This window comes from Nocardia anocheti (genome assembly GCF_029675105.1).
Classification (GTDB): Bacteria; Actinomycetota; Actinomycetes; order Mycobacteriales; family Mycobacteriaceae; genus Nocardia.
In genome coordinates this window covers 527,241-547,977 of sequence record NZ_JAQQFV010000004.1, presented here as the reverse complement: position 1 = coordinate 547,977, position 20,737 = coordinate 527,241, and the positions used below count along the sequence as shown (strand labels likewise).

Sequence of the window (20,737 nt, the reverse complement as noted above, 5' to 3'; positions counted from 1 at the left end):
CCCCCGCCGACGGCAAGTGAACCGGCATTCCGGAGAACGGCGAGCGACAAAAGCATGTCGAATCTCCTACCACGCGCCGAACCCGGTGTCACATCGTCGGCGGCCGAGGGGGCTGGGCCACAGGGTTTCCGGCGGCCGGTCCGGAGTCGAGCGCGCGGATGGCGCCCTCCACCGCGCCGAGCCGGTCGGCGAGCAGCCCGAGCCCGCCGATCGCGCGGACGAGCGGATCGTCCGCGCTGCCACCCAGCGCCTGGTCGCGCAGGTAGGCGGCCTTGACCGCCGCCCAGCGCTGGGCCAGCGCCGGGGTGAGCCCGCCGCGCAGTTCCGCGAGCCGCAGCAGATTCGCCTCGGCGTCGGCGGCCAGGGTCTGGGCCTCCCCGCGATAGTGGTCGTCGATGAGCGCCTCGAGTTCCCGCTCGTTCATGACCGGGACGAGACGGCTGGTGAGCGCGTTCATGTCCCGGTAGGAGCCCTGCAATCGGAACGGCGGTTCGGTGCGCGCGGCGTCGGTGGTGGCGGCCGAGGCCAGGTAGGCCCGGTTCACCGCCATCACCACCTCGCGCACCCGCAGCACCTTGCCCAGCACCGAGGTGATGTCGGTGAGTTCGGCGGGGGAGTAGGGGTGGGCGAGTTGGTCGGCGCGCGCGGTGTCGTCGCCGTCGGCCAGGCGCAGCAGCAGGTCCAGCTCGTCGCGCTCACACGAAGCCAGTGGCGCGAGAACGGGATTGGTGGCCAGCGCGTTCTCCACATAGCTCAGCGCGAACAGGTCCTCGCGCCCGGACAGCACATCGCCGAGGTTCCACACATCGGCGCGGTTGGCGAGCATGTCCGGAATCCGGAACCGCCTGCCCTGCTCGGTGTACGGATTGCCCGCCATGCACACCGCGAACCGCTTGCCGCGCAAGTCGTAGGTGCGGGTCTGCCCGTTCCACACACCGTCGATGCGGCGCTGTCCGTCACACAGCGACAGGAACTTCTGCAGCAGTTCCGGTGACGTGTGCTGGATGTCGTCGAGGTAGAGCAGCACATTGTTGCCCAGCTCGAGCGCGAAGTCGATCTTCTCCACCTCCCGGCGCGCGGTCGCGTCGGGCGCGGCAGCCGGGTCCAGCGAGTGCACGAGGTTGCCGAGGGCGGGCCCGTCGACCTTGACGAAGATCAGCCCCAGCCGCGCGGCTACGTACTCCATCAGGGTGGTCTTGCCGTAGCCCGGCGGCGAGATCAGCAGCAGCAGACCGGATCGCACCGCCGCGGCGGCCGCGTCGGCGGTGCCGAGCTGACGGGCCAGATTGTCCCCGATCAACGGCAGGTAGACCTCGTCGAGCAACCGGTTGCGCACGAACCCGCTCAGCACGGCGGGCTGGTAGTCGTCCAGGCGCAACCGCGCGCGCTGGGCCGCGAGCAACTCGCCACGGCGGCGCAGATGCGCGCGGAACACCGGCATCTCCTCGGTGCGGAACCGGTGGGTCCGCGCGGTCAGCTCGGCCAGGCGCACCTCGAGCCTGCCACCGAGGACACGGGGATGGTCACCGAGCAATCCGTCGACGGTGATGTCCAGCGGTGTGGCACAGTCGAATCGGGTCACCGCCGCACCGCACAGGGCGATCGCGACCGCTTCCGGGAGGTGTTCGAGCTGGGCCGGATCGCCGGTGCTCTCGGCGTAGGCGGCCAGCCAGGTGGCGACCAGGTGATATCGCTCCGCCGGATCGGCGGCGAGACTGGCCGCCGCCGACTCGAATTCGGCATGGGCTGTGGGATGGGCGGCATCGAGCCTGCGGCGGAAACCATCCAGCAGCTCCCTGGCGACCGCCGCGGTGGCGAAACCCTCGGGCTCGGTGGCGATCTCGTGGAACAGGTAGCTCCCGGCGGCGGCCGCGTCCACGTCGTCGAGGCCGAGCAGCGCACCGAATTCCGCGATGGCGCCGGTGAGTTCGCCGACGACCCGGACCCGCGCGGTCGGCTCGGCGAAGATCGTCGCCGCCCTGGCGGTCGAGACGACGCGCGTCGTGAGTCGCGCGCGGCTCGCGTCGGTGAGGTCGGTGCCGAAGCACCACCACAGCTGGGCGGCGGCACGATCGACCGGCCGATAGCGCAACAGTTCGGCGCCCGAGTGCAATGCGAGCAGCGCGGTGAGGATCACCGTAGCGTCGTGGTCGTGCACGCCGAGCTGATAGCCCTCGTCGTAGCGCTGTCGCGCCACCTCCCGGACGATCCCGTCGAGCTTGCCCGCCGCCGCGGCCTCGTGCAGATCCTCCAGCCCGGCCGCCGCCTCCGCGTCGGCCAGGATCGAGGCGGCCAGATGCTCGCCCCGATACACGCGCGGCGTCTCCGAGACCACCAATTGCGACCACAGCTCCGCCGCCTCGGCACCGAAGTCGGTCTCGGCCCCCGGCTCGAGATAGTCGGTGCCGCCGATGCTGTAGACCAGCCCGCCCTCGTGCGGCACCAGCGCGAGATCCGCCCGCGCGCTGGTCACCGCGAACCGGTGCCTGCCCAGCCGGATCGTCTCGCCGCCGTCGGCGTAGAGATCCCGCCGGTCGCGCAGCGTTCGACCGGCCTCCTGCCGGGCCGTGGTGATCCGCCCGTCGAGTTCTTCGGCGGCCACCACCTCGCCCGCGCCGCGCAGGTCGGTGATCGCGGCGCGCAACCGCAGCACCATCGGATCGGCGGCGAAGTAGGCGTTCACCTCGTCGGCCGACGTCAGTGCGGCACCGCGCCGTTCGATGCTCGACAGCATCCTGTGCGCCGCCTCGACCAGGCGCCGCGAGCGCTGGGACCGTTCGTCGAGCAGGGCCTGGCGGCGGGTGGCGAACGCCTCGTAGAGGTCCTCGCGGGTGCCCGCGATCCGCTCGGCGAAATCGTCGATCCCGCCGAAGCGGGTCTCCAGGTCCTCGACCGTCCCCAGCAGGGTCGCGACCAGATCGTCGCAGGTCTGCGGGGTGTCGGCCCGCGCGAGCGCGCTGGTGACGGCCTGACCCAACAGCGCGTACTCGGCGGCGAACTCCGCGCGGCCCTCCGCGGCCGCCAGTTCGCTACGGCGGGCTTCCACGGTGGCCCCGGCCCGATTGGCCGCCGCCAGCACCGTCGAGACCCGCTCCAGGATGCCGGTGCGCAGAGTCGCGTCGCCCACCTCGAGGCCCGTGACCACCTCGACGACGGTCTGGAGCTCGGCGGTCCGCTCGGCCAGCCACTCCCGCAGCGGGAGGGCCTCGGCGACCGTCGACGCCGCGGCCGCACGCGTGCGAGTCTCCTCGATCGAGGACAGATAGTCCTCGAAAGCATCGGGGCCGCTGAGGAACTCGACGCAGGCACGGCCGGTGTCGGCCAGCGCCGTGGTCACCGAGGCCGCCAGTTCGTCCAGCCGGGCGAGGTCGACATAGCGCAGCTCGCGCAGCGACTCGACCCGTCCGGCGGCCCGGTGCAGCGCGGTGAGCTCTTCCACCCAGCCGCGCGCGGTCGTGTGCCCGCCGCCGGTACGGCGCAGCGTCGCGATCCGCTCGGCCGCCTCGGTGACGGCGGCGGCGGCCTGCTCGGTGCGGGCGGTGACCTTCGCGAACTCGTCCACCACCCGCTCGGCGGTGTCGCGCAGCGCGTTCAGCGGCGTGGCCAGCTCGCCGAACTCGGCCTCGGCGAGCCAGTGATGGTGATCGGCGGTGCGTCCGCAGGCCGCGATGACGGCCTCGAACACGGCGGTGGTCGGCGTCAGGTCCTCGACCATGCGGCTCACCGACAGGCAGTCCGCCAGCCCGCGCACCAGCTCGGCATTGCCCAGGCGGGCCAGCGGGCCGTCGCCGACGGGCTGCCGGGCGGCGTGGGTGTCGGAGACGAACGGCGTCTGCCACACCTGCATGGTGTGCACACGCGCCGGTTCCTCGGACACCGCGCGGAAGACCACCAGCGTGCCGTCCTCGAACAGCGAGTACCCGTGGCAGCTGATCGGCGTCGCCACCTGCTCGCGAATCATGTTGTAGGGCAACAGCAGTGTGCGCCCGCGCTCCCTGGCGTGGAACACGTAGAGTACGTCCTCGCCATTGGGCGCGCGCACCGTACGTTCGTAGACCAGATCGTCGACCTCGGTGTCGAAGGTCTTGTGCACCCCGGTCGCCAGGTAGTACCCGCCGGGGAACACGATGCCCTGGTCCTCGGGCAGCAGACGGCACGACCGGCCGATCCCGTCGAGACGGGTCACGGTGCGGGTCCTGGTGTCGAACACCAGGTGACGGTGGACCGTCTCCTTGTAGGGACGCACCCGCAGCAGGATCAGCGCGCCCACCTCGGCGTAGTGCACCTCGGCGTCGGCCAGGCTCTGCAACGGCTCGGCCACCGGCTCCGCGTAGACGCCGGTGCCGGTCTCGGTGTCGTTGTCCACCTTCACCGTCAGCGTGCCGCCGAGCGTGTCGACGAACACCTTGCCCAGGATCGACAGGTGCGGATGCCGCCCCGGCACCTGATCGTCGCGGGTGGCCTCGATCCAGGCGAACTCGTGCGGATCGGGGAACACGTGATCACGTTCGCCCCGGCTGTCGAGGTACTCGACCGTGCCGCCGGAATCCACGCCCCAGCGCAGCACCTTGATGTCATCGGTGCGCTGCCCGGTCTGGAACACCGCGAGCAGACGCCCGTCGACCCGGCGCAGCCGCGACAGCCGGGTCTGCGCGTAGTACCGGTACAGCTCGGCGAAATCGCGGCCGAAGCGCGGGTCATCCAGCAGTCCGGCCGGATCGGCGGCCGTGAAGCCGAAACCGTGCTCGTCCCGCTGGAACCGGTGTACGGCGAACACATCGCCCACCTCGGTGCTCGGCTTGAGCCCGATGAAGACGTTGTAGCCGAACAGCATCCGACCGTCGGCCAGGGCGACGATGTCACGCGGCACGCAGTGGTGCTCGGTGCGGATCTGCTCGGTGCCCACCAGCTTCAGTTCCACGCCACCGAAGTCGGCGACGCGGCGCGCGTCGAGTTCGGCACAGCGCGTGGCCAATTCACGCGCCTGCTCGCGCAGGCGGGTGCGCAGCACCTCGTAGGTGCCGCCGTCGAGGGCGGCACCCGCGGCCGGGGTGGTGGTGTCCACCCCGGCCGTGGCGTCCCGGTGCCGCGTCTGCGGCGCGCTCACTTGTCCAGCAGGATGTCGGGCGCGGCGCCGTTGCCCGGCGTGGCACCGTTGCGCGTGAGCAGCGAACCGACCATCGCGGTGGCGGCGGCACCGGTGTCGGAGTGCAGGATCCGGTCCAGGCCCTTACCGAGCCCGATCGAGCCGACCAGCCGGTCCAGGAACATCGATTCCCCGCCGACGATGTCGATCTTGGCATTGCCCAGCCCGGTGGCCAGCACCTCGGCCTGGGCCTGGGCCACGTCGACCTGGGCCCGCACGGTCGCCAGTTCGACCTCCTTCTCCAACTCGAGGCGCAGCCGGAATTCCTCGTGCTGACGGGTGGCGTCGTCGAGCACCGCCATGGCCGCGGCCTTCTCGTGCAGGCCCTCGGCCTCGCCCTTGAGCTTGTCGCGCAGCCCCTCGGCCTCCACCTGGTTGCGCTCGCGCAGCACCGCGGCCTCGGCCAGCCCGACCTTCTCGATCGCGTCGGCCTCGCGCTCGCGCACCTGGGCGGCACCGAGCCCGGGTGCGGCCGCCTCGGCCTGGGTGGCCTCGGCGAGCCGGATCTTGGCCTTGGCCTTGAGTTCGGCCGCCTCGACCTCGGCCTCGGCCAGCGTGATCGACTCCTTGGCCAGGAACTTCGCCGCCGCCTCGGCTGCCTCGGCGGCCTTGATGTCCTTGACCAGGTGCTCCTGCGCCTCGGCCTCGGCGCGGATGATGATGGCCTGCCGCTCGCGCTCGGCCGCCTCGGTCGCGCGCAGTCGGTTGATCTGCTCCTCCTGCTCGGCCACGGTCTTGTCCACCGCGACCCGCTCGCGCACCACCTCGGCCACGGTGCGCCGCTCGGTCTCCACCTCGCGCTCGTTGGCGATGTGGGCCAGCGACACCGCGCGGTCGCGGTCCGCCACCTCGAGCAGCCGGTCCTTCTCGATCCGCTCGGACTCGATGGCGATCACCCGTTCGCGGTTCTTCTCCGCCACGGCCACTTCGCGGTCCTTGTTCTGCGACTGCACGGCCAGGGCTTCCTCGGTGCGCAGGAACGCGGTCTGCGCCTTGAGCCGCTCCTCGGCCTGCACCCGCAGGATCTCGGCCTCCTCGCGCGCCCGCAGCGTCTCCACCTCGCGGCGCTGCCGGTTCTCGGCGTCGGCCTGCTGACGTTCCAGTTCCAGCACCGCTTCCCGCGCCTCCACGTTCTGGCGGGTGATCTCCTTCTCCTCGTGGCGGCGGAACTCGTTGGTGCGCACATGCTCGATCGCGGTGAGCTCGGTGATCTTGCGGATGCCCTGGGCATCGAGGATGTTCTGGCTGTCGAGCTGGATCAGCGGGGTCTGTTCGAGGTAGTCGATGGCGGCGTCCTCGAGGCTGTAGCCGTTGAGGTCGGTGCCGATCACCGCCATGATCCGGTCACGGAATTCATTGCGATGGGTGTAGAGGTCGACGAAGTCGAGGTGCTTGCCCACGGTCTTGAGCGCCTCGGAGAACTTGGCGCTGAACAGTTCCTGCAGCGTGGCCTGGTCGCTGGCGCGCTGGGTGCCGATGGCCTGGGCCACCTTGATCACATCCTCGACGGTCTTGTTGACCCGCACGAAGAAGGTGATCCGGATGTCGGCGCGGATGTTGTCGCGGCAGATCAGCCCGTCGCGCCCGAGCCGGGCCACCTCGATGGTCTTGACCGAGATGTCCATGTACTCGGCCTTGTGCAGCACCGGCAGCACGACCGCGCCGGTGAAGGTCACATCGACCTTGCGCATCTTGGAGATGATCAGCGCGCGCCCCTGGCTGACCTTCTTGAACAACCGGCTCACCAGGAACAACACGGCGAGTCCGGCGAGCAGGACCAGGGCGATGAGCACCCCGAGTCCGATGGCGATGGTTGACATCAGTTCCCCTCCCATGCGGCCACCCAGAACGTGCCGGAGGCCGGGTCGTAGTCGTAGACAACGGCGGAATCCCCCTGTGCCAGGGGAGCGGTCGCGGCGTGCAATGCGCTCTGCCGGACCTGGATGACCGCCGACGATCCGTCGGCGGCGGTGAGCTCGGCCTGACCGAACCCCTCGTCGACGCGGCCGGTGCGCACCCGACACATCCGGCCGACGAAATCCTGGTGCGAGGTTGCCGCGGCGGCCCCGAACACCCGGCGCAGCGGCAGCACCACCAGGCGCGTACCCGCCACGGCGACCGGCACCGCGACGATCAGCACCCCGCAGCGCGCGAGTGCCCCCGCGAGCCCGGACAGCCCGCCGACCGCCACGGTGCCCGCCAAGGTGGTGAACCAGGACAGCCCGACCAGCCCCGTCACGGCGACGGTCACCGGCACCCCGCCGAGCCCCAGCGCGTCGAGACCCTGTGTCGCGGAATCGGTCTCGACGGCGTCGGGCTCGGTACCCCCGACGAGCACCAGTAGCCAGAACCCGATGACGACGAGCAGCGCGAAGGTGAACAGCACCACCGGAAACGACAGTGCCACGTGAACGAACTCGAACAACCCCCACGATGCCATCGGATTTTCCCCTCGCCGAACGACCCCCGGGTCCGAGTGGAATCCGGGGATTGCCGACCAGACTTCCCGGCGCACCTGAGGTAAAGGTATCGTAAAGCCCGAGCTCCCGCAACCGAATTGCCTGATCGCCGTGGTGTTTCCGGACGGCACGAACTGCGCGGCCTTCGCCGTCCACTAGGGTTGTCCGCGTGGCCGACGACACCCCCGCTCCCGAGCGGCGCGCCGACTGTCTGGCCGTGGTGCGGGCCGGTCTCGGGCTCGGGCTGGACGACATCGTCGACCTGCGCGTGCAGAGCGGTGGTCTGTTCAACTACCTGCTCCGCGTCGAAACCCGCTCCGGGACCTACTTTTTCAAGCAGTACCTCGATGGCGTCGACAACCCGCTGTACTCCCCGCCGGAGATTCCCGCGATCCAGCGCGCGGAACTGGCCGAACGGGTGCAGCGACTGGCGGCGGACGGCAGCGCGGCGGTCCCCGAGATCATCGCCTTCGATCGCGAACGCCGCGCCTTCCTGATGACGGCGGCCGCCGGGGACCAGTCGCTCAACGACCAGCTCGCACGCGGTGACCTGCCCGCCGGATTCCTGACCAGGCTCCCGGCGGTCCTGGCCGGGCTGCATCAACGCACCTATCGGCGCTTCGCCCCGGACTCGATCTTCGCCAATGCCGCGTTCCGCGATTTCAAACTGGGCCTGCAATACGACGACATCACCGCCCGGCTCACCGCGACCGAAGCGGATCGCGTGCTGCGCTGTCGTCGCGAATACCAGCGGCGCACCGATTGCGTCACCCACGGCGATATCAACTCGCGCAATATCCTCGCCTCCGAGACCGCGCTCGGCGTCATCGATTTCGAGCAGTCACACCTCGGCACCCCCGCCTACGACCTGGCCTACATCCTGTGCGAGGTGCTCATCAGCCTGGAGGCTTGCGGCTCCGGTGATCGGGCGGCGTCGGTGATCGGGGAATTCCTCGATCGGTATTTCCGGGATTTCACCGCGGCGAGCCGGGATTCGGTGGAGACGGAACTGACCCAGCACCTGGCCGTGCAGACGCTGTACCGGTTCTGGGGGCCCAGCCGCGCGGCGTGGACCAGTTATGTCGACGAGGTCGACGGCGCCCGCGTCCTCGCGCGGGCCAGGGCGCTGCTGCTGGCGGACGGCCCGGTCACCACCCTGCTCGACGGCTAGCGCTCGCGATCGGCCGGGGTGTAGGGGATATTCGCGGCGCGATTCCGGTCGACGCGGATCGCCCGCCCCAGCTGCGGGAACGCGCGCTGCGCGCAGGCGGGTCGCTCACAGATCTTGCAGCCAGCGCCGATCGGCACGGCGGTGGTCTCGTCGTGGATCGGCAGCCCGTGTGAATACACCAGCTTCTCGGCATAGGCCAGATCGCAACCGAGTCCGATCGCGAAATCCCTTTTCGGGGAAAGGTATCCGGGCGTGCTCTCGTCGGTGGTGCGGGCCAGCCACAGGTATTTGCGGCCGTCGGGCATCTCGGCGATCTGGGTGCGGATGCGGCCGGGTGTGGTGAACGCCTCGTGGACCACCCACAGCGGGCAACTCCCGCCCACCCGCGAGAAATGGAAAGCGGTGGCGGACTGGCGTTTCGAGATATTTCCCGCGCGGTCGGTGCGCACGAAGAAGAACGGCACGCCACGCTGATTCGGCCGCTGCAAGGTCGAGAGCCGATGACACACCGTCTCGAAACCGACCTCGAACATCGACGACAGCAGATCGATGTCGTAGTGCAATTCCTCGGCGGCGTTGCGGAAGCGGGTGTAGGGCAGGATCAGCGCGCCAGCGAAGTAGTTGGCCAGGCCGATGCGCAGCAGATCGCGCGAGCCCGCGGGCATGGTCACCGCCGAGACCAGCGACTCGATGGTGTCGGCGTGGGTGAGGAAGGCCAGCTGGGTGGCCAACTGGAAGGCGCGCTGGCCGGGAGAGAGTCTGCGGGCCAAGACGATTCGGCGGGTGTCGGGATCGTAGACGCGTTTGGGGCCGGGATCGGTGGGGTCGTCGGTGCGGATGGTGACCCCGATGCCGTGGCGCTGGTGCAGCAGGCGGGTGAGCTGGAGATCGAGGCCGCCCAGGGTGAGCCGGTTGTCGGTGAACAGGTGCTCGGCGGCGTGGTCGAGTTCGGGGATGTGGTTGCGGCGGTCGTAGAAGAAATCGCGGACGTCCTCGTAGGGCGTGGCGGTGCCGGGCTCCACGGTGACGCCCTCGACGTCGGCGGAGAACTGCTCCATCTGCTGGGTCGCGCCGCGCAACCGGCGGTGCAGGCTCACCAGCAGGCGGGCGGCGGCGGGGGTGCGGGTCATCAGGTCGTCGAGTTCGGCGGTGGAGACCGCGGCCGCGTCGGGGTCCTCGGCGAAGACGTCCTGGAGATCGGCCAGTAGCCGCGCGTCGGTGTCGGCGGCGAAGAAACCCATGTCCAGATCGAAGGTGGCATTGAGCCGCAGCAGCACCTGCACGGTGAGCGGGCGCTGGTCGTTCTCGAGCTGGTTGACGTAACTCACCGATAGCCCGAGCACCTTGGCCATCCCCGATTGGGACAGCCCCCGTTGTTCGCGCAGCGTCCGCAGCCGGGCACCCGCGTACATCTTCTGCATTCCGCCAATGTAGCAGCACGACCTTTCACAACTTACACAAATTTGCTGGTCTACGTCCACAATATTTGGCATTTGCGGTGTATTTCGCGGTATTCACCGCGTGTGTAACGTGCGAAACAGATCAGTGAAATTCCCGCGTCTGGAGGCCGCCACCGTGAAGAACCATCTCGTCCGCACTCACCGCTCCGCTGAGGACTTCCCCCGCGAAGACCACCTCGCGTGGCGGATCGCCGAGGTTGCCGCCGACGCGGTCGAGGTGCCCGCCGATACCGAGGAGATGATCGTCAACCGGATCATCGACAACGCCTCGGTCGCGGCGGCCTCGATCACCCGCCGCCCGGTGGCCAACGCCCGCGCCCAGGCCCTGGCGCATCCGTACGGTCCCGGCGCCGCGGTGTTCGGTGTGCCCGGCCGGTTCTCCCCGGAGTGGGCCGCGTGGGCCAATGGTGTGGCGGTGCGTGAGCTCGACTTCCACGACACCTTCCTGGCCGCGGAGTACTCCCACCCCGGTGACAACATCCCCTCGATCCTGGCCGTGGCCCAGCACGCGGGCCGTACCGGTCGCGAGCTGATCCGCGGTCTGGCCACCGGCTACGAGATCCAGGTTGACTTGGTCCGGGCCATCTGCCTGCACGAACACAAGATCGACCACGTCGCTCACCTGGGCCCCTCGGCCGCCGCGGGCATCGGCACCCTGCTCGGCCTGGACACCGAGACGATCTACCAGGCCATCGGCCAGGCCCTGCACACCACCACCGCGACCCGTCAGTCCCGTAAGGGTGAGATCTCGAGTTGGAAGGCCTACGCTCCGGCTTTCGCCGGGAAGATGGCGGTGGAGTCGGTGGACCGCGCGTTGCGTGGGGAGGGTGCGCCGTCGCCGATCTGGGAGGGCGAGGACGGTGTGATCGCCTGGCTGCTCGGTGGTCCGAAGGCGGAGTACTCGGTGCCGCTGCCGGGTCCGGGTGAGGCCAAGCGCGGCATCCTCGACACCTACACCAAGGAGCACTCGGCCGAGTACCAGAGCCAGGCCCCGATCGACCTGGCCTTCCGCCTGCGCGAGCGCGTCGGTGATCTGGACCAGATCGCGACCGTCGTGCTGCACACCAGCCACCACACGCACTACGTGATCGGCACCGGCTCCAACGACCCGCAGAAGTTCGACCCGAAGGCGTCGCGCGAGACGCTGGATCACTCGATCATGTACATCTTCGCGGTCGCGTTGCAGGACGGCACCTGGCATCACGAGCGTTCCTACGCCCCCGAGCGTGCTCAGCGTCGGGACACCATCGAGTTGTGGAACAAGATCTCCACCGCCGAGGACGCGGAATGGACCCGCCGCTACCACTCCACCGACCCGAACGAGAAGGCCTTCGGTGCCCGCGCCGAGGTCACCCTCAAGAGCGGTGAGGTGATCGTCGACGAGCTGGCCGTGGCGGACGCGCACCCGCTGGGCGCTCGCCCGTTCGCCCGTGAGCAGTACATCGCCAAGTTCCGCACGCTGGCCGAGGGCGTGATCGACCCGGCCGAGCAGGACCGTTTCCTCGACGTCGCCCAGCGCACCCCGGAGCTGTCCGCCGAGGAACTGGGTCAGCTCAACTTCACCGTCTCCGACGAGGTGCTGGCGCGCGCGCCGAAGCTGCCGAAGGGTCTGTTCTGATGACCGGCCTGCTCGCCGCGGCGACCTCGGCCGCCGACAAGCGGATCGCGTTCCGGGCCGGGCTCGCCTCGGACAAGATCCAGCGGATTCCCGGCGCGTTCAATCCGCTGGTGGCCAAGCTGATCCAGGAGATCGGGTTCGAGGGCGTCTATGTCTCGGGCGCGGTGGTCTCGGCCGATCTGGCATTGCCCGACATCGGGCTGACCACGCTGAGCGAGGTCACCGAGCGCGGCAGGCAGATCGCGCGGGTCACCGATCTGCCGGTGCTCATCGACGCCGACACCGGTTTCGGTGAGCCGATGAGCGCGGCCCGCACGGTCACCTTCCTCGAGGACGCCGGAATCGCCGGTGCGCACTTCGAGGACCAGGTGAATCCGAAGCGCTGCGGTCATCTCGACGGCAAGGCGGTCGTGCCCGTCGAGGAGATGGTGCGCAGGCTGCGCGCGGCGGTGGCGGCGCGTCGCGACGAGAACTTCGTGATCTGCGCGCGTACCGACGCGGCCGGGATCGAGGGGATCGATGCCGCGATCGAGCGGGCCAAGGCCTACACCGAAGCGGGCGCCGACCTGATCTTCACCGAAGCCCTGCACACCCCGGCCGATTTCGAGAAGTTCCGCGCGGCGGTGGACACCCCGCTGCTGGCGAACATGACCGAGTTCGGCAAGTCCGAGCTGGTCCCGGCCGCCACCCTGGAGAAGATCGGCTACAACGCCGTCATCTACCCGGTGTCGACCTTGCGACTGGCCATGTTCGCCGCCGAGGCGGGGCTGCGCGAGATCTTCGCCGAGGGCACCCAGGCCGGTCTGCTGGATCGGATGCAGCACCGCTCCCGTCTCTACGAACTGCTGCAGTACGAGCGCTACAACGAATTCGATTCCGACATCTTCAATTTCGCGCTGCGAAAGGACCAGTGATGACCGACATCGCTGTACCCACCATCTACAAGGGCCTGGCCGGGGTCGTCGTCGACACCACCGCGATCTCGAAGGTGGTCCCGGAGACGAACTCGCTGACCTACCGCGGCTACGCCGTGCAGGACCTGGCCGCGCACTGCAGCTTCGAGGAGGTGGCCTACCTGCTGTGGAACGGGGAGCTGCCCGATCATCGTGAGCTGGAACGGTTCTGCCAGCAGGAACGGGCCTCGCGACGCGCGGACCGCTCGCTGCTGTCGCTGGTGGCCAAGATGCCCGACAACTGCCATCCGATGGACATCGTCCGCACCGCCATCAGCTACCTCGGCGCCGAGGACCCGGCCGAGGACGACAACTCCGCCAAGGCCAATCGCGCCAAGTCGCTGCGCATGCTGGCGGTGCTGCCGACCATCGTGGCCGCCGACCACCGGCGCCGCCACGGCCTGGACCCGATCCCGCCGCACTCGCACCTCGGGTACGCCGAGAACTTCCTGAACATGTGCTTCGGCAGCATTCCCTCGCGGGAGCTGGTGAAGGCGTTCGAGGTGTCGCTGATCCTCTATGCCGAGCACAGTTTCAACGCGTCCACCTTCGCGGCGCGCGTGGTCACCTCGACGCTGTCCGATATCTACAGTGCGGTCACCGCCGCCATCGGCGCGTTGAAGGGTCCGCTGCACGGCGGGGCCAACGAGGCGGTCATGCACGACATGCTCGAGATCGGTGATCCCGCGCTGGCCGAGCAGTGGTTGCGCAACAAGTTGGCGCACAAGGAAAAGGTGATGGGCTTCGGTCACCGGGTCTACAAGAACGGTGATTCCCGGGTGCCGACCATGAAGAAGGCGTTCCTGGATATCGCCGCGGCCACCGATGGTGGCAAGTGGGTCCAGATGTACGAGATCCTGGAACGGACCATGAACGAGGCCACCGGGATCAAGCCGAATCTCGATTTCCCGACCGGTCCCGCCTACTATCTGCTCGGTTTCGATATCGAGGTGTTCACCCCGATCTTCGTGATGAGTCGGATCACCGGGTGGACCGCGCACATCATCGAGCAGGGCGAATCCAATGCCCTGATCCGTCCGTTGAGCGAATACGTCGGCGTGCCGCAGCGCACGGTCGTCGCCTAGCTCGCGAAAGTCCAGTCCTCGGCGGTCCGCACCAACCGTGCGGGCCGCCGAGTCGTTCCCGGCGCACCCTCGCTGACGCCCCGACTCGACAAGGTCGATATGTTCTCCCGAATCCTGGTAGCCAATCGTGGCGAGATCGCCATCCGCGCTTTCCGCGCCGCGTACGAACTCGGCGCGAGCACGGTCGCGGTGTTCCCGCACGAGGACCGCAATTCCCCGCACCGGCACAAAGCCGATCAGTCCTTCCAGATCGGCGAGGAGGGGCATCCGGTCCGCGCGTACCTCTCGATCGACGCGATCATCGAGGCGGCGAAATCGGCCGGTGCCGATGCCGTCTATCCCGGCTACGGATTCCTGTCGGAGAATCCGGAACTGGCCGCGGCGTGCGCGCGCGAGGGCATCACCTTCGTCGGGCCCTCGGCTGAGGTGCTGGAAATGGCCGGGAACAAGGCGACCGCGATCGAGGCGGCGCGGGCGGCGGGCTTGCCGGTCCTGAAATCGAGTGAGCCCTCGGCCGATATCGAGGAATTGCTGGCGGCCTCGGCGGAACTCGAGTACCCGATCTTCGTGAAGGCGGTCGCCGGTGGTGGTGGTCGTGGCATGCGCCGGGTGGCGGAGCCGGAGGCTCTGCGGGAGTCGATCGAGGCGGCCTCGCGCGAGGCGGAGTCGGCCTTCGGCGATCCGACGGTGTTCCTCGAACAGGCTGTGGTGAATCCCCGCCACATCGAGGTGCAGATTCTCGCGGATCAGCACGGCACGGTGATGCACCTGTTCGAGCGGGACTGCTCGGTGCAGCGCAGGCATCAGAAGGTGATCGAGCTGGCGCCCGCGCCGAATCTGGATCCCGCGCTGCGCGAACGCATCTGCGCCGACGCGGTGGCCTTCGCCCGACAGATCGGGTACGTCAACGCGGGCACGGTGGAATTCCTGCTCGACGAGCGCGGCAATCACGTGTTCATCGAGATGAACCCGCGGATCCAGGTGGAGCACACGGTGACCGAGGAGATCACCGACGTCGACCTCGTGCAGGCCCAGCTGCGCATCGCGGCGGGGGAGTCGCTGGCCGATCTGGGGTTGAGCCAGGAGACGGTGGCGATTCGCGGCGCGGCCCTGCAGTGCCGCATCACCACCGAGGACCCCACCAACGGGTTCCGGCCCGATACGGGGCGGATCACCGCGTACCGGACGCCGGGTGGTGCGGGGGTGCGGCTCGACGGTGGCGCCACCGTCGGAGCCGAGATCGGCGCGCATTTCGATTCGCTGCTGGTGAAGCTCACCTGCCGCGGCCAGGATTTCCCGGCGGCGGTGGCACGGGCGCGGCGTGCCGTGACCGAGTTCCGTATTCGCGGCCTGGCTACGAATATCCCTTTCCTGCAGGCGGTTCTGGACGACCCGGATTTCCGGGCGGGGAAGGTGAACACCTCGTTCATCGACGCGCGACCGGATCTGGTGACGCGACGGGTGTCGGCGGATCGCGCGTCGAAGATCCTCGACTATCTGGCCGATGTGACCGTCAACAAGCCGCACGGCGAGCGACCGACCACGGTGTATCCGCACGACAAACTGCCCGCGATCGACTTGACCCTGCCGCCGCCGGACGGGTCGCGTCAGCGCCTGCTCACCCTCGGCCCCGACGGTTTCGCGCGGGCGCTGCGCGAGCAGAAGGCTCTGGCCGTCACCGACACGACTTTCCGTGACGCGCACCAATCGCTGCTGGCGACCCGCGTGCGTACCAGTGGTCTGCTGGGTGTGGCCGGACATGTCGCGCGACTCACACCGGAATTGCTGTCGATCGAGGCGTGGGGTGGCGCGACTTACGATGTGGCGCTGCGCTTCCTGCACGAAGACCCGTGGGAGCGATTGGCCGCGCTGCGGGAAGCCGTACCCAATATCTGTTTGCAGATGCTGTTGCGCGGGCGGAATACGGTGGGCTACACGCCCTATCCGGAACAGGTCACGCGGGCTTTCGTCTCCGAGGCCGCCGCCACCGGGATCGATATCTTCCGGATCTTCGACGCGCTCAACAATGTGGAGCAGATGCGGCCCGCTATCGACGCCGTGCGCGAAACCGGCAGTGCTGTGGCGGAAGTAGCGTTGAGTTACACCGGTGATCTGCTCGATCCGAACGAGTCGCTCTACACGCTCGATTACTACTTGAAGTTGGCCGAGCAGATCGTGGACGCGGGTGCGCATGTGCTCGCGATCAAGGACATGGCCGGTCTGCTGCGGGCGCCCTCGGCGGCGAAACTCGTTACCGCGCTGCGTAGTAACTTCGATCTGCCGGTGCATGTGCACACCCACGACACGCCGGGTGGTCAGCTCGCGACCTATCTGGCCGCGTGGCAAGCGGGTGCCGATGCTGTGGACGGGGCGTCGGCGGCGATGGCGGGAACCACCTCACAACCGGCCCTGTCCGCGATCGTCGCGGCCGCCGCACACAGCGAGCGTGATACCGGGCTGAATCTGCAGAACGTGTGTGATCTCGAGCCGTATTGGGAGGCGTTGCGGAAGGTGTACGCGCCGTTCGAGTCGGGTCTTCCGGCGCCGACGGGGCGTGTGTACACGCATGAGATTCCGGGTGGTCAGCTGTCGAATCTGCGTCAGCAGGCGATCGCGCTGGGTCTGGGTGACCGGTTCGAGGAGGTCGAGGCGAAGTACGCGGCGGCGGACCGGCTGCTGGGGCGCTTGATCAAGGTGACGCCCTCGTCCAAGGTCGTCGGTGACCTGGCATTGGCTTTGGTGGGCTCGGGTGTGGAGATCGAGGACTTCGCCGCTGACCCGGGCCGCTACGACATCCCGGATTCGGTGATCGGTTTCCTACGCGGGGAACTCGGCACTCCCGCCGGTGGCTGGCCCGAGCCGTTCCGGACCAAGGCGCTGGCCGGGCGCAACGAGCCCAAACCCGAAGTCGCGCTGACACCCACCGAGCAGGCCGGTCTGGACGGCTCCTCGGACGAGCGTCGCGACACCCTCAACCAGTTGCTGTTCCCCGGACCGACGGCCGAGTTCCGCGTGCACCGCGAAAAGTACGGTGACACAACGGGACTGTCGGAGAACCAGTTCTTCTACGGTCTGCGGCGCGGTGAGGAACATCGGGTGCAGTTGGAGAAGGGTGTCACCCTGCTCATCGGTCTGGAGGCGATCTCGGAGCCGGATGAGAAGGGGATGCGCACGGTCATGTGCATCATGAACGGGCAGTTGCGTCCGATCGCGGTGCGGGACCGGTCGATCGCCTCGGAGGTTCCGGTGGCGGAGAAGGCCGACAAGAACAATCCGGGCCACATCGCCGCACCCTTCGCCGGTGTCGTCACTCTCGCTGTCGCCGAAGGGGATTCGGTCTCGGCGGGCGATTCCATCGGCACGATCGAGGCAATGAAGATGGAAGCGGCCATCACCGCGCCGCGCGCCGGTATCGTCGAACGGGTCGCCACGGCGAAGGTGCAACAGGTCGAGGGCGGCGACCTACTAGTCGAACTGGGGGATGTCGATGACCGGTGAGGTAATCGAGACGCCGAGCACGCTGCGCACACGCACCCGGTCCGTGGCGCAGCGCCTGGCCGAGCATCCCGGACATCGGGTGCCGTTCTCGGTGGAGTTCAACCCGCCCCGTGACGCCGCCGGGGAATCCCGGCTGTGGCGCACGGTCCGCGAGTTCGAGCGCATGCACCCGGCCTTCGTCTCGATGACCTACGGGGCGGGCGGTTCCACCAAGGACCGCACCGTCCGCATCACCGGCGAACTCGCGACCGAGACCACCCTGCTTCCGGTCGCGCACCTCACCGCCGTCGGCCACAGCATCGCCGAACTGCGGTCGCTCATCGGCTCCTACGCCGACTCGGGCATCCGCAATCTGCTCGTCCTGCGCGGTGACCCGCCCGGCGACCCCCTCGGCGAATGGCGCAAACACCCCGGCGGCGTCGAATACGCCGACGAACTGGTGCGCATCGTGCGCGACCTCGGTGACTTCCACGTCGGCGTGGCCTCCTTCCCCCAAGGCCACCACCGCTCACCCGACCTCGACCACGACACCCGTCACCTGGCGGCGAAACTGCGTGCGGGCGCGGAGTATTCGATCACCCAGATGTTCTTCGACGTGGAGCACTACCTGCGGTTGCGGGATCGGGTGGTGGCGATGGACCCGATCGAGGGCGCCAAGCCGATCATTCCCGAGCTCATGCCGGTCACATCCCTGCGGACCGTCCAGCGCGCGGAGGAACTCTGCGGACGTTCCCTGCCGCGGTCGGTCATGGCACGTCTGGAGAAGGCCGCGGGCACCGGACCCGACGAGGACCGTGCCGCCGTGCGCGCCGTCGGCATCGAGATCGCCACCGAGATCGCCCAGCGTCTCATCGACGAAGGCGCCCCCTGCCTGCACTTCATCACCCTCAATTTCGCCAAGGCCACCAGCGAGGTCCTCACCAATCTCGGCTACGCCCGCCACGCCAGCACCCCCGCCGTCGCCTAGCCGCGCGTCGACCGGTAATTCACTCGACGCGCTGTCGAGCGGTTGTTAGCGTGGACGACATGCACTTGTTCTTCCTCTGAGTTTCTCGGGCCGCTGCCGCTTCGGCGGTGCGCTGACGGCCCCAACTTCGATGTTCCTTCGTGCGCCCGGCGCACGTTCATCGACATGGGCACCCTCCTTCTCCCTGTCCTGGGTGAGGTGTGCCCGGAGGAAGACATGACCAACCGAATTCGGCCTGCCCGCGCGCGGGCACAACTGACCTGTACCGATCTCCAGGTGCGCCGCGGCGACCGCGTGGTGCTCGACGGTGTCGACCTGACCGTGTCGCCCCGATCGCGGTGGGCGATCGTCAGCGAGAACGGGCGCGGCAAGTCCACCCTGCTGCACGTGCTCGCCGGGGAACTCACCCCCGACCAGGGCACGGTGCGGCGCGTCGGCACGCTGGCGCTGGCCACCCAGGAGATGCCCGACCACGACGACCGCACCGTGGGTGCCGTCATCGACGAGCACCTCGCCGCCGCCCGCGCGGCCATGCGCGCGCTCGACGCGGCGACCGACGCTCTGACCGAGGGCCGCCCCGGCGGCGACGACGACTACGCCGCCGCGCTCGACCTCGCCCAGCTGCTCGACGCCTGGGACGCCGACCGCCGCGTCGACATCGCGCTGGCTGGCCTGGGCGCCGTCAGCGATCGCGAGCGGCCGCTGGCCACCCTGTCGGTCGGGCAGCGCTACCGGGTGCGCCTGGCCGTGCTGCTCGCCGCCGGTGACGATTTCCTGCTGCTGGACGAACCGACCAACCACCTCGACCGCACCGCCCTCGATTTCCTCGCCGCCCAACTGCGCGGTTTCGCCGGTGGCGTCGTCGTGGTGAGCCACGACCGGGCCCTGCTCACCGACGTCGCCGAGACCTTCCTCGATCTCGACCCGACCCGCGACGGCAGACCGCGCGTCTACGGCGGGGGCTATGCGGGATACCGCGACGGCCGCATCGCCGAACGGGCGCGCTGGACCGAGGAATACGAGCAGCAGCGCGCCGAACGTGCCCGTCTCGCCGACGATCTGTCGGCGGCACAGAACCGCCTGGTCAGCGGCTGGCGGCCGGACAAGGGCACCGGCAAACACGCCCGCGCCACCCGCGCGGGCTCGGTGACGCGGGCGGTGCACCGGCGCCAGGACGAACTGGAACGCCACAGCGTCACCGCGCCCACGCCACCGCAGCGGTTCGGTATGCCCGAGCTGCCCGCGCGGGCCGGGGTCACCCTGGTGCGGGCGGAGGAGGTCACCGTGACCGGGCGGCTGACGGCACCGGTCGAGGTGGCGCTGGACTCGGGTGACCGGCTGGTGATCAGTGGCGTCAACGGGGCGGGCAAGTCCACGCTGCTCGGCGTGCTGAGCGGGACCATCGCACCGTCGACCGGGCAGTTCCATCGCGCCCGCAAGGCGCGAATCCACCTGCTGGGGCAGGAATCCCGGTGGCCGCTGCGCCGCCGGGCCCGCGAGGTGTACGAGACCCACGTCGCCGAGCTGGTCACGGCGGGAATGCTGGTCGACGGCGAACGGGTGGCGCTCAGCGCGCTCGGGCTGTTGTCCGCGCACGAGGCGAACAAGCCGATCGGTGAACTGTCCATGGGTCAGCAGCGCCGCCTCGACCTCGCCTGTGCCCTGGCCGCCCGGCCGCACGCCCTGCTGCTCGACGAACCGACCAACCACCTGTCCATCAGCCTGGTCGACGAACTCACCGAGGCTCTGCGGGCCACCGACGCCGCCGTCGTCGTGGCCACCCACGACCGACAGTTGCGCCGTGACCTGCGGGATTGGCCCCGGCTGGAGCTGGCGGCGCCGACGGTCGCGGTGTGCTGACCCGACTTCCGTCGGAGTGACGCAAAGGGTCGGCTCACTGCAACCCAGCTCCGCGCCGGAGTGAGCCGACCCCCGGACTCAGTGTCGGGCCGCGAGGGCGTCGACCTCGAACAGCATGTCGGGCAGGGCGAGCGCGGCGACGCCGAGCAGGGTCTGGGTCGGCGGCTCGTCGCCCCAGATCGCGGCGATCCGCTGACCGAGGATCGCCAGCTTGTCGAGATCGTGGTCCACGATGAAGGTGCGCAGTTGGGCGACATCGGCGTAGTCGAGCCCGGCCGAGCGCAACGCCGTGCCCAGATTGGCGAAGGCGCGCTCGACCTGACCGGCGAAATCGGTGGTGGTGGTGTGGCCTTCGGCGTCGGAGTCGTACTGACCGGCGATCAGCACCAGCTCACCGGTCACCCGGGCGACGTGGCTGTAGCCGAATCCGGTCGGATCGTGCAGCTCGGCCGGGTTGCTGATGTGCACAGACATGGAACTCTCCTGAGATCGATCGAATGGGTCCGCATCGGGGAGACGA

General features: G+C 69.0%; 12 protein-coding genes. 7 read left to right on the top strand and 5 right to left on the bottom strand.

Annotation, left to right across the window (positions count from 1 at the left end; genetic code table 11):
• Positions 1-88: 88 nt before the first annotated feature.
• The 3 genes from QC180_RS13560 to QC180_RS13550 are packed head-to-tail and all read right to left on the bottom strand — an operon-like array spanning position 89 to position 7,586.
• Positions 89-5,107 (bottom strand): DNA repair ATPase, encoded by a 5,019-nt coding sequence (locus tag QC180_RS13560; protein ID WP_278263046.1) that lies wholly within the window; start codon positions 5,105-5,107, stop codon positions 89-91.
• The gene (locus QC180_RS13555; RefSeq protein ID WP_278263045.1) at positions 5,104-6,966 is read right to left on the bottom strand and encodes an SPFH domain-containing protein; all 1,863 of its coding nucleotides are present in this window, start codon (positions 6,964-6,966) and stop codon (positions 5,104-5,106) included. The genes QC180_RS13560 and QC180_RS13555 overlap by 4 nt, the downstream gene beginning before the upstream one ends.
• Positions 6,966-7,586, bottom strand: coding sequence for a hypothetical protein (locus QC180_RS13550; RefSeq protein WP_278263044.1), 621 nt, complete (start codon positions 7,584-7,586; stop codon positions 6,966-6,968). The genes QC180_RS13555 and QC180_RS13550 overlap by 1 nt, the downstream gene beginning before the upstream one ends.
• Positions 7,587-7,774: 188 nt before the next feature.
• Here QC180_RS13550 and QC180_RS13545 point away from each other — a divergent pair, with 188 nt between their 5' ends.
• Positions 7,775-8,776 carry a phosphotransferase gene (locus QC180_RS13545; RefSeq protein WP_278263043.1) on the top strand — a complete coding sequence of 334 codons (1,002 nt, stop codon included), beginning with the start codon at positions 7,775-7,777 and terminating at the stop codon, positions 8,774-8,776.
• Here the strand turns inward: QC180_RS13545 and QC180_RS13540 are convergent.
• Complete coding sequence (locus QC180_RS13540; protein WP_278263042.1) at positions 8,773-10,197, bottom strand: short-chain fatty acyl-CoA regulator family protein; 1,425 nt, start codon at positions 10,195-10,197, stop codon at positions 8,773-8,775. The two genes, QC180_RS13545 and QC180_RS13540, sit on opposite strands and share 4 nt — an antisense overlap.
• 154 nt (positions 10,198-10,351) lie before the next feature.
• On the opposite strand from QC180_RS13540, the gene prpD reads away from it, so the two are divergent.
• The 6 genes from prpD (at position 10,352) to QC180_RS13510 (ending at position 20,217) form a co-directional block, all read left to right on the top strand.
• Complete coding sequence (prpD, locus tag QC180_RS13535) at positions 10,352-11,854, top strand: 2-methylcitrate dehydratase PrpD (RefSeq protein ID WP_278263152.1); 1,503 nt, start codon at positions 10,352-10,354, stop codon at positions 11,852-11,854.
• The gene (gene prpB / locus QC180_RS13530; RefSeq protein WP_278263041.1) at positions 11,854-12,768 is read left to right on the top strand and encodes a methylisocitrate lyase; all 915 of its coding nucleotides are present in this window, start codon (positions 11,854-11,856) and stop codon (positions 12,766-12,768) included. The genes prpD and prpB overlap by 1 nt, the downstream gene beginning before the upstream one ends.
• Positions 12,768-13,892: a bifunctional 2-methylcitrate synthase/citrate synthase gene (locus QC180_RS13525; RefSeq protein WP_278263040.1), complete on the top strand. Its 1,125-nt coding sequence runs from the start codon at positions 12,768-12,770 to the stop codon at positions 13,890-13,892. Before prpB ends, QC180_RS13525 begins: the two co-directional genes overlap by 1 nt.
• A 99-nt stretch (positions 13,893-13,991) precedes the next feature.
• Positions 13,992-17,390, top strand: a complete 3,399-nt coding sequence (locus QC180_RS13520) for a pyruvate carboxylase (protein WP_278263039.1) — start codon at positions 13,992-13,994, stop codon at positions 17,388-17,390.
• Positions 17,380-18,357, top strand: coding sequence for a methylenetetrahydrofolate reductase (locus QC180_RS13515; protein ID WP_278263038.1), 978 nt, complete (start codon positions 17,380-17,382; stop codon positions 18,355-18,357). The genes QC180_RS13520 and QC180_RS13515 overlap by 11 nt, the downstream gene beginning before the upstream one ends.
• Positions 18,358-18,573: 216 nt before the next feature.
• Positions 18,574-20,217 (top strand): ABC-F family ATP-binding cassette domain-containing protein, encoded by a 1,644-nt coding sequence (locus QC180_RS13510; RefSeq protein WP_278263037.1) that lies wholly within the window; start codon positions 18,574-18,576, stop codon positions 20,215-20,217.
• A 78-nt stretch (positions 20,218-20,295) separates the two neighbouring features.
• Here the strand turns inward: QC180_RS13510 and QC180_RS13505 are convergent, their stop codons facing one another.
• Entirely contained in the window at positions 20,296-20,691 is a 396-nt protein-coding gene (locus QC180_RS13505) for a RidA family protein (RefSeq protein WP_278263036.1), read from the bottom strand.
• Positions 20,692-20,737: the final 46 nt, after the last annotated feature.

Excerpts from the sequence above, each read along its gene's own strand:
- prpB (WP_278263041.1), top strand. The coding sequence starts at position 11,854 with ATGACCGGCCTGCTCGCCGCGGCGACCTCGGCCGCCGACAAGCGGATC.
- QC180_RS13515 (WP_278263038.1), top strand. The coding sequence starts at position 17,380 with ATGACCGGTGAGGTAATCGAGACGCCGAGCACGCTGCGCACACGCACC.
- QC180_RS13525 (WP_278263040.1), top strand. The coding sequence starts at position 12,768 with ATGACCGACATCGCTGTACCCACCATCTACAAGGGCCTGGCCGGGGTC.
- QC180_RS13505 (WP_278263036.1), bottom strand. The coding sequence starts at position 20,691 with ATGTCTGTGCACATCAGCAACCCGGCCGAGCTGCACGATCCGACCGGA.
- QC180_RS13520 (WP_278263039.1), top strand. The coding sequence starts at position 13,992 with ATGTTCTCCCGAATCCTGGTAGCCAATCGTGGCGAGATCGCCATCCGC.
- QC180_RS13550 (WP_278263044.1), bottom strand. The coding sequence starts at position 7,586 with ATGGCATCGTGGGGGTTGTTCGAGTTCGTTCACGTGGCACTGTCGTTT.
- QC180_RS13555 (WP_278263045.1), bottom strand. The coding sequence starts at position 6,966 with ATGTCAACCATCGCCATCGGACTCGGGGTGCTCATCGCCCTGGTCCTG.
- QC180_RS13540 (WP_278263042.1), bottom strand. The coding sequence starts at position 10,197 with ATGCAGAAGATGTACGCGGGTGCCCGGCTGCGGACGCTGCGCGAACAA.
- QC180_RS13510 (WP_278263037.1), top strand. The coding sequence starts at position 18,574 with ATGACCAACCGAATTCGGCCTGCCCGCGCGCGGGCACAACTGACCTGT.